The 13,048-nt window shown below is 69.4% G+C and carries 9 protein-coding genes; 3 read left to right on the forward strand and 6 right to left on the reverse strand.

Going from position 1 to position 13,048, the window contains the following annotated elements:
• Positions 1 to 184: 184 nt before the first annotated feature.
• The gene (locus tag ACIPUC_RS13735) at positions 185 to 1,870 is read right to left on the reverse strand and encodes a ribonuclease J (protein ID WP_446589397.1); all 1,686 of its coding nucleotides are present in this window, start codon (positions 1,868 to 1,870) and stop codon (positions 185 to 187) included.
• A gap of 386 nt (positions 1,871 to 2,256) precedes the next feature.
• Between ACIPUC_RS13735 and ACIPUC_RS13740 the strand changes: the two genes are divergently transcribed.
• Positions 2,257 to 3,054, forward strand: coding sequence for an ATP nucleotide 3'-pyrophosphokinase (locus tag ACIPUC_RS13740; RefSeq protein WP_446589399.1), 798 nt, complete (start codon positions 2,257 to 2,259; stop codon positions 3,052 to 3,054).
• Positions 3,055 to 3,167: 113 nt separating this feature from the next.
• Here ACIPUC_RS13740 and xdhC read toward each other — a convergent pair whose 3' ends face one another.
• The 3 genes from xdhC to ACIPUC_RS13755 are packed head-to-tail and all read right to left on the reverse strand — an operon-like array spanning position 3,168 to position 7,928.
• A complete protein-coding gene (gene xdhC, locus ACIPUC_RS13745) occupies positions 3,168 to 3,977 on the reverse strand; it encodes a xanthine dehydrogenase accessory protein XdhC (RefSeq protein ID WP_446589400.1) in 810 nt (269 codons plus the stop codon).
• Between the two features lies 1 nt (position 3,978).
• On the reverse strand, positions 3,979 to 6,432 hold the full coding sequence (xdhB, locus tag ACIPUC_RS13750) for a xanthine dehydrogenase molybdopterin binding subunit (RefSeq protein WP_446589401.1): 2,454 nt from the start codon (positions 6,430 to 6,432) through the stop codon (positions 3,979 to 3,981).
• Positions 6,429 to 7,928 carry a xanthine dehydrogenase small subunit gene (locus ACIPUC_RS13755; protein WP_446589402.1) on the reverse strand — a complete coding sequence of 500 codons (1,500 nt, stop codon included), beginning with the start codon at positions 7,926 to 7,928 and terminating at the stop codon, positions 6,429 to 6,431. Before ACIPUC_RS13755 ends, xdhB begins: the two co-directional genes overlap by 4 nt.
• 643 nt (positions 7,929 to 8,571) lie before the next feature.
• On the opposite strand from ACIPUC_RS13755, the gene ACIPUC_RS13760 reads away from it, so the two are divergent.
• The gene (locus tag ACIPUC_RS13760) at positions 8,572 to 11,004 is read left to right on the forward strand and encodes a SpoIIE family protein phosphatase (protein ID WP_446589403.1); all 2,433 of its coding nucleotides are present in this window, start codon (positions 8,572 to 8,574) and stop codon (positions 11,002 to 11,004) included.
• A 129-nt stretch (positions 11,005 to 11,133) separates the two neighbouring features.
• On the opposite strand, the gene ACIPUC_RS13765 is transcribed toward ACIPUC_RS13760, so the two are convergent.
• Positions 11,134 to 11,931, reverse strand: a complete 798-nt coding sequence (locus ACIPUC_RS13765; protein ID WP_446589404.1) for an alpha/beta fold hydrolase — start codon at positions 11,929 to 11,931, stop codon at positions 11,134 to 11,136.
• A 145-nt stretch (positions 11,932 to 12,076) separates the two neighbouring features.
• Positions 12,077 to 12,217 (reverse strand): hypothetical protein, encoded by a 141-nt coding sequence (locus ACIPUC_RS13770; RefSeq protein ID WP_446589405.1) that lies wholly within the window; start codon positions 12,215 to 12,217, stop codon positions 12,077 to 12,079.
• A 163-nt stretch (positions 12,218 to 12,380) separates the two neighbouring features.
• Between ACIPUC_RS13770 and ACIPUC_RS13775 the strand changes: the two genes are divergently transcribed.
• Positions 12,381 to 12,962 (forward strand): hypothetical protein, encoded by a 582-nt coding sequence (locus ACIPUC_RS13775; RefSeq protein ID WP_446589407.1) that lies wholly within the window; start codon positions 12,381 to 12,383, stop codon positions 12,960 to 12,962.
• Positions 12,963 to 13,048 lie beyond the last annotated feature (86 nt).

Genomic DNA, 13,048 nt, shown 5'->3' on the forward strand with positions numbered 1-13,048 from the left:
GGACCGGCAGAGCAGCCGGCCCGCCGGGGGGGGGTACGGGTGGCGTTGGTTGCGCCCCGCCCCCCCCCCCCACCCCCCACGGCTGTCGTAACGGAGAGGGCCCCCCTGCGCATTCAGACAGCGCAGGAAGGGATGCGGCCGCCCGCAGTGCGCGGTGCGCGACCGGCCGTATCCCGCCTCGGCATCACGCGTCGATGATCACCGGGATGATCAGCGGCTTGCGCCGGTAGGTGCGAAACGCCCAGGAGGCCACCGCGCGGGCGATGAGCTGTTCGAGCTGGACCGCGTCCCCGACACCTTCCTCCGCGGCGGTGGCCAGGGTCTTTTCGATCACGGGGATGACGGACGCGAAGGTCGTGTCGTCGTGCTCGAATCCGCGGGCCAGGAAATCGGGTGCCTCGGCCAGCGTGCCCGTATCGGCGTCGACGATGGCCACGACGGTGACCACGCCCTCGTTGGCGAGGGCGACGCGGTCCTTGAGGGACGCCTCGGTGGCGCCGCCGACCGTCATGCCGTCCACGTACACGTTGCCGGCCGGGACCTTGCCGGTGATGGAGACCCGTCCGTCGACGAGGTCGACTACGACGCCGTCCTCGGCGATGACGACCCGGTCGGGGTCGACGCCGGTACGGATGGCCAGGTCGCCGTTGGCGCGCAGGTGGCGCCATTCGCCGTGCACGGGCATCACGTTGCGGGGTTTGACGATGTTGTAGCAGTAGACGAGTTCACCGGCGCTGGCGTGTCCGGAGACGTGCACCTTCGCGTTGCCCTTGTGGACGACGTTGGCGCCCCACCGGGTCAGGCCGTTGATGATCCGGTAGATGGCGCTTTCGTTGCCGGGGATCAGGGAGCTGGCGAGCAGGACGGTGTCGCCCTTGCCGATACGGATCTGGTGGTCGCGGTTGGCCATCCGCGCCAGGGCCGCCATGGGCTCGCCCTGGGAGCCGGTGCAGATCAGGGTGACCTTGTTGTCCGGGAGCTGCTCCAGCTCCTTCATGCTCACCACCAGGCCGGACGGAACCTTCAGGTAGCCCAGCTCGCGGGCGATGCCCATGTTGCGGACCATCGAGCGGCCCACGAAGGCGACCTTGCGTCCGTGCTGGTGGGCGGCGTCCAGTACCTGCTGGATGCGGTGCACGTGGCTGGCGAAGCTGGAGACGATGACCCGACGCGGGGCGGTGCGCAGCACCTGCTCGATCGCGGGGTTGAGCTCGCGCTCCGACGTGGTGAATCCGGGGACCTCGGCGTTGGTGGAGTCGGTGAGGAAGAGGTCGACCCCCTCTTCGCCGAGGCGGGCGAAGGCGCGCAGGTCGGTGATGCGCTCGTCCAGGGGGAACTGGTCCATCTTGAAGTCGCCGGTGTGCAGCACCATCCCGGCGCCGGTACGGATGGCGACCGCGAGGCTGTCCGGAATGGAGTGGTTGACCGCCACGAACTCGCAGTCGAAGGGGCCGAACGTGCGCCGGTCGCCCTCGCGCACCCGTACCGTGCGGGGCCTGATGCCGTGCTCCTTGAGCTTCGCCTCAAGGAACGCCAGCGTCAGCTTCGAGCCGACGACGGGGATGTCCGCCCGCTCGCGCAGCAGGTACGGCACGGCTCCGATGTGGTCCTCGTGGCCGTGGGTGAGCACCACAGCCACGATGTCGTCCAGCCGGCCCCGGATGGAGGTGAAGTCGGGAAGGATGACATCGACCCCCGGCTGGTGCTCCTCCGGGAACAGCACGCCGCAGTCGACGATGAGCAGCTTGCCGGCGTGCTCGAAGACGGTCATGTTGCGGCCGATTTCGCCCAGACCGCCCAGGGCGGTGACCCTCAGCCCTCCGGCGGGCAGCGGCGGGGCGGTTTTCAGTTCGGGATGGGGATGACTCATACCCTGACGTTACCCGGATGGAAATCGCCGACCGTCTCTTCACCCTCTCCGCCAACGGCGTGGTGAACAGAAGCGACCTGCTCGGCGCGGCCGCCGACGCCCGCCCGGAGCTCCGAGACATGCTCTCCCGGCTGCCCGTACGAGCTCTTCTTCGCCTCCTCCAACGGCCTAGCACCCCAGCGTGCCGTAGCAGCCGACGACGACGACCGGCCGCCTCGCGAGCTACTCGACCAGGTAGCGGCCGAGCTGTTCGAGCCTGTTCCTCGCCGCCCGGTAGCCGATCCAGCCAAAGATCACTCCACCGCTCCTGCACACGCAACTTGGGGCCGTGTCCGCCTGTTGTGCCGCGCGTAACGACTCCTCACGCAAAGGCAGGGCTCACGCGGATGACCATCACCCGTACCGTCACCCGGGCCGCGATCGCGGCCGCACTGACCACCGCACTTGGCACGGGCATCGCCTCTACGGCCATGGCCGTCCCCGCCGGGCCGGCCAAGACCGGCACCTCGCAGACGGCTACCGCCCAGCAGCCGGGCGACGGGTGGACCGGGGAAGGCGGGCTTTCGCTCAGCCCGGCCGACAACAAGCGGGTCGACGACTACGTCGAGAACGCCGAGCGGGCCGAGCGGGCCATCAGCCCCCAGGTACGGGCCGCAGCCTGGATCGCCGGCGCCGAGGTCATCGGCTTCGAGAACCGGCTCAAGTCCCCGGATTCCCTCAAGCGCAAGGTCGCCACCTCCCTCAGGGAACACCCGGGGCAGAGCGCCGAGGCTGGCCTCGCCACCCTCGGCGACGCGGTGCGCTACACCCTTCAGTGGCGCGACGATCAGTACACCGACGGCGTCACGACCGCCGCGCAGGTGCTGTCCTCGTGGGGTAACGACAGTACGAAGTGGTCCAACACCTGGGGCCGCACCGATGGGTACAGGGGACTCAACACCGGCTGGCGCGCTCCCCGCTCAGGGCAGCTCTTCGAAGTCCAGTTCCACACCCCCGCCAGCAAGTGGGCCCAGGAAGCCACCCACAAGCTGTACGAGGAGCAGCGCCTTCCGGGCACCAGCCCCGAGCGGAAGAAGGAACTCCAGGAACAGCAGAACGCCCTCTTCGCCGCCGTGCCCGTCCCGGCCGGCGCGGACCGGCTCACCGCGCCCGCTGCGCCCCGGGTACCCGCGCCCCTCGGGTAGCGAGCTCCCGACAGCCCACGAAAGCCGGCCCTGGCACAGCCGGCGCCGAGAGGGTGCCCCGCATACATGCGTTCCCACGAGTGCGGGGCACCTCTGTCGACCCGGTGGGAGCGTCAGTCCCCCTCGATTTCGAAGGTGCGCAGCAAATCGGCGGCGACGCTCACGGCAATGGTCGCGGGGTCCTTGCCGGTGATGTCGGCCAGCCCGATCGGGGTCTTGATCCGATCGATGGTGGCCTGGTCGTGACCGCCCTCCGTGGCGAGGCGTTTTGCGAACCGCACCCACTTGGCGGCCGACCCGATCAGCCCGGTGGAGCCGAGATGGGTGGTGCGCAAGGCGGCGTCGCACAGAGCGGCGTCCTCGGCGTGATCATGGGTCATGATCAGGACATGGGTGCCGCGCGGCAACTCCGCCAGCACCTCCTCGGGCAGCAGCGGCGTGTGATGCACGTGCACGTGCGCCACCGCGTCGGCCAGCACGTCGAGCCGCTCCTCGGTGAGGATGTCGGAGCGGGTGTCGATCAGATGGAGGTCGAGATCCTGACGTGCCAGGATGCGCGCCAGTTCCAGCCCGACGTGCCCGACGCCGAAGATCGCCACGGCCCGTACCACGGGCAGCGGTTCGAGCAGTACCGAGACCGTGCCGCCGCAGCACTGCACGCCGTGCTGGTTGGTCACCTTGTCGTTGAGGGCGAACTCCATCAGATCCGGCTCCGGCTTGGACGCGGCGATCATCTCCCGGGCCCGATCGATCGCGACGGCCTCGACATTGCCGCCACCGATCGAGCCCCACGTCTCGGTCCGCCCCACAACGAGCTTCGCACCGGCGTCGCGCGGGGCATGGCCGCGTACGGCCGCGACGGTCACCAGCACGCCGGACTCCCGGCGTGCTCGCAACCGTGCGACCGCGGCGATCCATGTCATGTCAGGCACCGCTCAGCGCTTCTGAGTCGGTTCGGATCCTGCCGCCGGCGTGCCCGTTTCCGCCGTGGCCGTTTCCGGCGTGGCCGTTGGTGGCAGACCCGTCACGGGCGTGACCGTCCCGCGCTGCATCGCCCTGGCGAACCGCCTGGATCGCCCAGTACACCGCCTCCGGGGTTGCCGGCGAGGCCAACTCGACGCTGACCCCGCTCGGCCCGAACGCGGCGGCGGCCTGCCGCAACGCCTCTCGCACCGAGAACGCCAGCATCAGCGGGGGCTCACCCACCGCTTTGGACCCGTACACCGCGCCCCCTTCGGTGGCGTTCTCCAGAAGGGTGACGTTGAACTCCTCGGGCATCTCCGAGAAGCTCGGCAGCTTGTAGGTGCTCGCGGCCTGCGTCAGCAGCCGGCCGCGCTGCGGCCCGTCACTGCCGTCCCAGCGCATGTCCTCCAGCGTCAGCCAGCCCGCGCCCTGCACGAACCCGCCCTCGACCTGACCGATGTCGATCATCGGAGACAGGCTGTCGCCGACGTCGTGCACGATGTCCACCCGCCGGATGCGGTACGCGCCGGTGAAACCGTCCACCTCCACCTCGGCCGCGGCGGCGCCATGGGAGAAGTACTTGAACGGCGAGCCCCTGAACGACTTCGCGTCCCAGTGCAGACCCTCGGTCCGGTAGAAACCGGCCGCCGACAACTGGACTCGCTGGAAGTACGCGGTGCGCACCAGGTCGTCCCACGCCAGTTCCTTGTCGCTGCCCAGGGTGCGCGCGACGCCCCCGACGATGCGCACGTCCGAGGCATTCGAACCGAGCTGGGTGGCGGCCACCTGCAGCAGCCGCTCGCGCAACTGCTCGCAGGCGTTCTTCACCGCGCCACCGTTGAGATCCGTCCCGGCACTGGCGGCGGTGGCAGAGGTGTTGGGTACCTTGTCGGTTCGCGTCGGGGCCAGCCGTACCTTGTGCAGCGGGATGCCCAGGGTGGTCGCGGCCACCTGCAGCATCTTGGTGTGCAGGCCCTGGCCCATCTCGGTGCCGCCGTGGTTGATCAGGACCGAGCCGTCCTTGTAGATCAGCACCAGCGCGCCGCCCTGGTTGAAGGCGGTGAGGTTGAACGAGATTCCGAACTTGATGCCGGTGACCGCGAGCGCCCGCTTGGTGTGCGGGTGCGCGGCGTTGAAGGCGGCGATCTCGCGCTTGCGACCTGCGACGCCGCCGTTGTCCAGGGTCTTGTGCCAGACGGCGGAGATCCGTTCGGGCTGGACGACCGGCTGTCCGTACGGGGTCGCCTGACCCTGTCGGTAGAAGTTGCGTTCCCTCAACTCCATCGGATCCAGGCCGAGCAGTGGCGCGCACCGGCCCATGATGTCCTCGATCACCAGCATGCCCTGCGGCCCGCCGAAGCCTCGGAAGGCGGTGTTGGAGACCTTGTTGGTCCTGGCGATGCGACCGGCGATGCGCGCGTTGGGAATCCAATAGGTGTTGTCGATGTGGCACAGAGCTCGGGCCACCACCGGCTCGGAGAGGTCCAGGCTCCAGCCGCCGTCCGCGGTCAAGGTGGCGTCCAGGGCCCGGATGCGGCCGTCGGCGTCGAAGCCGATCTTCCAGTCGGCGCGGAACCCGTGCCGCTTGCCGGACATGGTCAGATCCTGAGTCCGGTTGAGCCGCAGCCGTACCGGACGGCCGGTCAGCTTGGCGCCGAGCGCGGCAATGGCTGCGAACCCGTGCGGCTGCATCTCCTTGCCGCCGAAGCCGCCACCCATCCGCAGACATTGCACGGTCACCGCGTGACTGTGCAGGCCGAGCACGTGCGCGACGATTTCCTGGGTCTCCGAGGGATGCTGGGTGCTGCTCTGAACGAACACCTGCTCGGCCTCGTCGATGTGGGCCAGTGCCGCGTGCGTCTCCAGGTAGAAGTGCTCCTGGTCGGAGAACTGGAACTCGCCGGTGAAGACGTGCGCGGAGTCGGCGAAGCCCGCGTCGACGTCGCCGGTCAGCATCACGGGTCGAGCGCCGTGAAAACTGTCGGCCGCGATGGCGTCCTGCAGCGTGACCACGGAGGGCAGTTCGTCGAGTTCCACCTCGACGGCCGCCGCACCGAGCCGGGCCGCCTCCAGGGTCTCGGCGAGCACCCAGGCGACCGCGTGGCCGTAGAACATGACCTCGTCGGGGAACAGCGGCTCGTCGTGCTTCATCCCGGCATCGTTGACGCCGGGCACGTCGGCGCCGGTCAGCACGCGGACCACGCCCGGCACGGCGAGCGCGGGCTCGGTGCGCAGCGCGGTGATCCTGCCGTGGGCCTTCATGACCTGGACCGGGTAGGCGTGCAGCACGTCCTTCGTGCGCCAGACCAGGTCGTCGGTGTAGAGCGCGGTGCCGGTGACGTGGAGGACGGCACTCTCGTGCGGCATCGAAACGCCGACGACAGGCTGTTCGGGACGCTCGGACAGATGACTCATGACGACACCGCCTCGGTGGTTTGCGCGTGCAGCTTCAGCAGGCTCTGGCCGAGCATCGCGGAACGGTAGAGAGCGCTGGCGCGATGATCGTCCATCGGTGTGCCCTCGCCCCGCAGCACCCGGGCCGCGGCCTCGACGGTCTCCGCCGCCCACGGCTTGCCTTCCAGGGCCGCCTCGGTGGCGAGGGAGCGGATCGGGGTGGCGGCCACGCCGCCCAGGCCGATGCGCGCCTTGCGGACGATCCCGCCCTCGATGTCGAGCGCGAAAGCGACCGCCACGCTGGAGATGTCGTCGAAGCGCCGCTTGGCGATCTTGTGGAAGGCCACGACCGGCGACAGCGGCAGCGGGACGCGCACCGAGCGGATCAGCTCGCCGGGACGCCGCACGCTCTGCCGGTAGCCGGTGAAGTAGTCCGCCAGCGGGACCTCGCGCTCACCGTCGGCGTCGGTGAGTACGACGGACGCCTCCAGCGCGAGCAGCACCGGCGGGCTGTCGCCGATGGGGGAGCCGGTACCCAGGTTGCCGCCGAGGGTCGCTCCGTTGCGGATGAGCCGGGACGCGAAGAGCGGGAACAGCTCAGCCAGCAGCGGGATTTCGCCGTCGAGGCGGCGCTCGATCTCGGTGAGCGTCAGCGCCGCCCCGATCTCGATGTGGTCGGATTCGACGCGCAGCTCCCGCAATTCGGACAGCCGGTCGATGCCAACCACGCAACCGGTGCGCCGGGCACGGATGTTCACCTCCACGCCCCAGTCCGTGGAGCCGGCGACCACCACCGCGTCGGGCCGCTCGCGCAGCAACTGCAGCGTTTCGGCCAGAGTGCTCTTCCGCAGGAACGCGCTGCCGTCCTGGGCGTATTCGGTGGCGACCGGTGCGGGCGGGGACTGATCGCGACGCTGCGCCAGCGGGTCCTCGTCGGTGGGCGTCCCCACGGCGAACGCGGCATCGCGAATCGGGCGGTAGCCGGTGCAGCGGCACAGGTTTCCGCTCAGCGCGTGCAGATCGAAACCGTTCGGACCGTGCTCGGGGTCGGTGCTTTCGGTCGCGTACGGGCTTTCGGTCGAGTCCGCGCTGTCGGTCGAGTCCGCGTGCGTGCAGCGGTCGGGTCGGTAGTACTCGGCGGCCATGCTGCAGACGAATCCCGGCGTGCAGTAACCGCATTGGGAGCCGCCGCGGACCGCCATCTCCTCCTGCACCGGGTGCAGGGTGGGCGGCGTGCCGGATTCACCGGCGGTGGCGAGACCTTCGGAGGTGATGATCTCCTGGCCGTCGAGCGCCGCTGCCGGGACCAGGCAGGCATTGACCGCCACCCAGTCGGTGGGCTTGTTCACCCCGGGACGGGCCACCAAGACCGAACAGGCGCCGCATTCACCCTCTGCGCAGCCCTCCTTGGTGCCGGTGAGGCCACGCTCGCGCAGGAAGTCCAGCACGGTGGTGTGGGGCGCAGCCGGGGAAATCGGTGTTTCTTTCCCGTTGACCGTGATCCGCGCCGCTACCATGACAGGCCTTCATTTCGGTGCGCGATCGATTGATTCATCATGTTCGCCAATTTCAGGCAGCTTTCTGTGCTCAGACGCGCCACGTGAGAGAAGCGGGCGCAAAACGGCACGCAGCAGCGACGTGCCGGGAAATGGTGAGGGGAAACGCGGAATGTGCCACACACGGGCACATCAGAACGGCTTGCTCAGCAGCCGTTCCGGAACGTGCCACTGACGGGCATACGGCGTGCTCGGCAGCCGTGCGCGATCCGACCCGGAACCCAGGCCGTGCGGCGGGCGAGGCGACTCAGATCAGAGCTGATGTACATCCGCTGGTCGCCTCCTTTCGGGAGCCATGGGTCGACGTCTACGGCAAAGTAGTGGCCAGGGCCATAGAGGTCAAGAGGTTGACCTTGAACGTGCACCAGTGGATCGGCAGCATCGTGCCGAACGGGCCGCCGCCCAGCTCGGCCCCAGACACCCCGCACCTTGATGGCCGTACGCCACCATGGCCGCGCACCCGGCCCTTCACGGCATGGCGCACGCAGCGTAGGCAGGCGCCGACACCCTGCCGCCCGCATTCCGACTCGCCCGAACGGTACCCGGCGCGACAGCATGGAGAGAGGGCGGTCGGCTGGATGCTTCGGGAGGAGCGATACAGACAGTGACCAGACATCGCTTTGCGTTCTGCGGGGCTGAGCTTGCCGCTGTCTATGTGGTCGCCGACCAGGGCAGGGAACTTCATCTGGCCGAGCTGACCGGAAACCGCGGCGTCCTCTACGGGCTGCCCGCGATCCTCGCCGTGGCCAGCCATTCGCCCGCCGCCAACGCCTTCCGCTCAGGCCGCCCGCTCTGGCTGAGTCCCAAGGAACTCGCCACGTTCATCGAGGACGATCCCCACCACTTCCCCACCCGGATTGGGGACGGTGACCCCACCTCGCCGGCCAGGATCTCGCTGGGCGCGCTGCCACTGGGGCACGGCGACCAGGAGCTCGGGTGCCTGATCGTCGCCGGCGTGGTCGGGGACGGCTTCAGCGCCGACGACCGCAGCCTTCTGGAGCTCTACGCCGATCAGGTAGCCGCCGGGCTCGAATCGGTCGCCGCTCGCTTCGCCGGGCGCAAGGCCCCGCAGGCACATCTGGGCCAGTCCCTGGTGCCTCACCAAGGCGGCGCGTTCATCCTGGAACTGAGCACCGGCCGCATGGAGGCCCACGCGCACGTGCTGGAACTGCTCGGTCTGCCTCCCGACCAGTTCGACGGGCAGGTGGAGACCCTGCTCGCCTGCGCCGTTCCCGACGACATGCCCGCACTGATGGCGATCGTGGAGCCGGACCGGCTGGCCGCCGCCGGACAGCAGCTGGCGTTCCGTATCCGCCGCCCGAACGGCGAGCTGCGCTGGCTGGGGCTGCGTTGCCGCGTGGAAACCGACTCCGATGGCGCACCGCAGCGCGTCCTCGGTGTGGTGGCCGATGCCACCTATCTGCGCCCCAGCGCGGACGAGGTCTCCCTCGTGCAGCGGCTGTCGGCCACGCTGGCAGGAGCGGCGACCGTCCGGGAGGTCAGCCGGCGGGTTGTCGCCGCCCTGCGCGAGCCGCTCGGCGCCTCCCGGGTCGCGGTCGGCGAACTGGAGCACGAGCGACTCGTGGTCACCGCCCTCGACCCGCCGGAGTCCGATGCCTGGCCCGAGGTCTGGCGCTCGGAATGGCGCTCCGAGTGGCCCGACGCGTCGCTCAGCGACCTGCCCACCCTGCAGGGCGCGCTGCGTGGGGGGCATATGAGCCTGTGGCCGCCGGGCGCGGATCTCGAGCCCGGTCTGCTGGGCGTCGGGCCCGGTGGTCTCGCGGTGCTGCCGCTGCCCGCTGAAGGCCGGATGGTCGGGGTGTGTCTGGTGGGGTGGGACGCGGAGCACCGGTTCGGACCGGAGGAGCGGTCGCTGCTGACGGCGACCGCGGGGTTGGTGGGACAGGCGCTGGTGCGCGCCCACGCACTGGACGCGGGCCACGAACTCGCCACCATGCTCCAGCGCAGTCTGCTGCCCCGCAAGCTCCCGGAGCTGCCGGGCGGGGTCGCTGTCGCCCGCTACCTGCCCGCGACGGCGGGACTCGAGGTCGGCGGCGACTGGTATGACGTCATTCCGCTCAATGACGGTCATGTGGCGTTCGTCATCGGCGACGTACAGGGGCACAGCGCGGGAGCCGCCACCATCATGGGCCAGATGCGTACGGCGGTCAGGGCCTACGCGGTGGAGGGCCACCCGCCCGATGTGGTGGTCGCGCGGGCCAACCGTCTGCTCGTTGGCATGGAGACCGATCTGTTCGCCACCTGCGGGTATGTGGACCTGGACATGGAGGAGGGCATCGCCAGGGTCGTACGGGCCGGCCATCTGCCGCCGATACTGCGCCATCCCGACGGCGTCGCCGAGGAGATGGCGGTCGAGGGCGGGCCTCCTCTGGGAGTGCTCGCGGAAGCCGAGTTCCCCATGACCGAGGCGGGGCTGGTCCCCGGCACCCTGCTCGTTCTGCTGACGGACGGCCTCGTCGAGTCCGCCAGGCTGCCTCTGGAGGAGGGCATGCGGCGGGTGTGCGATGCGCTCGCCGCGGCCAACCCGGTCGATGTCGGAGCGGTCGCCGACGAGTTGGTCGCCGGTGTGGGCCGTCGCGACGACGATGTGGCGTTGCTGTTGTTGCGCTACGACGGCACAGGGGGCCGGCCGATGCGGAGCCATTGGACGGTATGGCGGTTGCCCAACGCGGTCATGCACGCGCGCCGCTTCACCGCGCGCATCCTGCGGTCCTGGGGAGTGGCGGAGGAACTCGACGCAGCTCTGCTGGTCGTGTCCGAGCTGGTCACCAATGCCATCACGCACACGCAGGGCGAGGTAGGGATGGACCTGACCCTGTCGACGGACCGGCTGCGGATCGCCGTAAGCGACGCGTCGCCGCGCAGCCCCGTCAAACCGGTATCGGTGAGCTGGGAGTCGACCGGCGGTCGCGGGCTCCTCATCGTCGAGGCGACGACGATGGCTTGGGGCTCGGTGCCGCTCAGCGGCGGCAAGCAGGTGTGGGCCGAGATCCCCTGGCGGCGCGCGAGCGGCTGACGCAGAGCGCGAGGGCCCGCTGCGCCCCCTCGCCACCGGGGCTCTGCGCTCACTCCGGGCGTAGAACGTAGCCGGGGTGGAGGTCTCACAGCAGTTGTGACTGTTCACCGTGGGCTCTGCGACCGGCAGCTACGCGAGTGCGCGCAGGAACGGCCTGATGGTGCGGACGAATTCCTCGGAATGATTCCACTGCGGCGTGTGTGCGCCCGGGGTCTGCACAACCTCGACCCCGAGTCGGGCGGCGAGCCAGGCGGCAGCTTCGCGGAAGGAATCCGGTGATTCCCGGCCGACCAAGACCTGGGCAGGGGCGGTGATGCCGGCGAGCGTCGCATCGTCAGGGCGGTAGGACTCGAACGTCCCCATCTCGACGCCGAAGAGGGTTTCCCCGTTCGAGGTCATCCTGTGGCGCAGGTCCGGGTCCAGGCGATCCCAGGTCTCGTCGCCCGCAGCGAATCGGATGAAGTGCTCTACGGCTGTCTGAGGCCCTCCGGCGGCCATCCCTGCTTCGACGACTGACCTCACGACGGCCTGGGCCTCGCCCGGATTTTCCAGGATCGAGAAGAGCGTGATCTCGTGCAGGAGGGCGCCCCGGACGACGCCGGGGTGGCGGATGAGCAGGTCGAGGGCGGTGATCGCCCCATAGCTGTTGCCGAACACGGCGGCGGGAGCGAGCGCGAGCGCGGTGAGAAGTGCCGCGGCGTCGTCGGCCTGCTCACCTGCAGAGGTGGTCTCCCACCCGCTGGGGCGGGGGCTGCGGGAGTTGCCGCGGCGGTCGTAGGTGACCACGGTGAATTCGTCGGCGAGCAAGTCCGCGACTCGGTCGAAGTGTCCGGCATCGCCGGTCGCGCCGGAGATGAACAGCACCGATGGGCCAGTGCCCCGAAGCTCGTAGTAGAGGTCTGTCCCGTTCACGGCAATCGACGGCATAGCGACTTCCTTAGCTGGACGAGGGCCTTCGCGCCCCTGCTGGATACTGCTGGTTCTGCTGCCTGTGCGCGTCGGGCGCGGCGCGCGGTGTCGCCTGCGGAGGGGCGCGTCGAACGGCCGAATGGCGGTCTCCCGCTGCCCCTCTTCAGGTGCCGGCTTCCGTGGTCTTCGCAGGTGCTGCGGCCGTACTCCAGTTGCAGGAGAACAAGGGCGGCTGGGCGGCGATCTCGGCGATCCGGCTGGAGTCGAGGCTGGCTCGGCGCAGGGCGCTGCAGGTCCGCACCATCAGCCCCACACGTCCCTGGCAACACTCTCGTTCGCATCGCTGTAGGCCAACGGGCGACGTATCGGATCCAAGCCGAGCATGTGGCCGGTAGGCGCCCTGTCGACCGGGCCGGTCGCGAGGGATCCTGAAGCCCGCCGAACGGACACCTGCTCAGGAGGAAGTTGTGCGAGTTCCCGGAAAATCGTCGCTGTCAAGGACTCTCCTCACGGCCGGTGCGGCCTTCACGCTCGCCCTCTCCGCCGCCAGTTCCGCCTCCGCCTCCGCCTCGGCCGCGCCCCATCCCGTGCCAGATGCCGTCGGACAGTACTGCGCGATCGACCTCAGCGCCCAGAAGAAGGCTTGCTTCACCTCCGAGCAGGACCTGACCACCCACAGTTCCACCCTGGCATTGCTCCCGCTCGTCGCTGTCTACAACTGGATCAACTACAACCAAGCGGGCGGCTACAGCATCTGGTACGGCGATCACGCATGCACGGCCACCACCACGGACGTCGATTACGCGCTCCCCGACCTCACGGGAGAGACGTACGACCACAACGGTCCCGGGATCAGCGAGAACAACACCTACAGCTCGGTGAGCACTTATGTCGCACAGTCTTGCGACATCAAGCTGTTCGACGGGACGAACTACAGTGGCTCCTCCTCGCCGTGGATCGACCGCTGCACTCACCTGGGCGGGTCAGGGACCGGGGACTGCCCCACCACCAACTGGTACGACCGAGCGGGCTCGTACCAGCTCAGCTGACCATCCCTACGGCCAGGGCCTGGTCATGTCACCCGTCACCTACGCGGTCGAACACGCCGAGACTCACGGCACCACACTGGTGATCA

The sequence above is a fragment of the Streptomyces sp. LARHCF249 genome (assembly GCF_052871255.1).

Excerpts from the sequence above, each read along its gene's own strand:
- xdhB (WP_446589401.1), bottom strand. The coding sequence starts at position 6,432 with ATGAGTCATCTGTCCGAGCGTCCCGAACAGCCTGTCGTCGGCGTTTCG.
- ACIPUC_RS13765 (WP_446589404.1), bottom strand. The coding sequence starts at position 11,931 with ATGCCGTCGATTGCCGTGAACGGGACAGACCTCTACTACGAGCTTCGG.
- ACIPUC_RS13735 (WP_446589397.1), bottom strand. The coding sequence starts at position 1,870 with ATGAGTCATCCCCATCCCGAACTGAAAACCGCCCCGCCGCTGCCCGCC.
- ACIPUC_RS13755 (WP_446589402.1), bottom strand. The coding sequence starts at position 7,928 with ATGGTAGCGGCGCGGATCACGGTCAACGGGAAAGAAACACCGATTTCC.
- ACIPUC_RS13770 (WP_446589405.1), bottom strand. The coding sequence starts at position 12,217 with ATGGTGCGGACCTGCAGCGCCCTGCGCCGAGCCAGCCTCGACTCCAGC.
- xdhC (WP_446589400.1), bottom strand. The coding sequence starts at position 3,977 with ATGACATGGATCGCCGCGGTCGCACGGTTGCGAGCACGCCGGGAGTCC.
- ACIPUC_RS13740 (WP_446589399.1), top strand. The coding sequence starts at position 2,257 with ATGACCATCACCCGTACCGTCACCCGGGCCGCGATCGCGGCCGCACTG.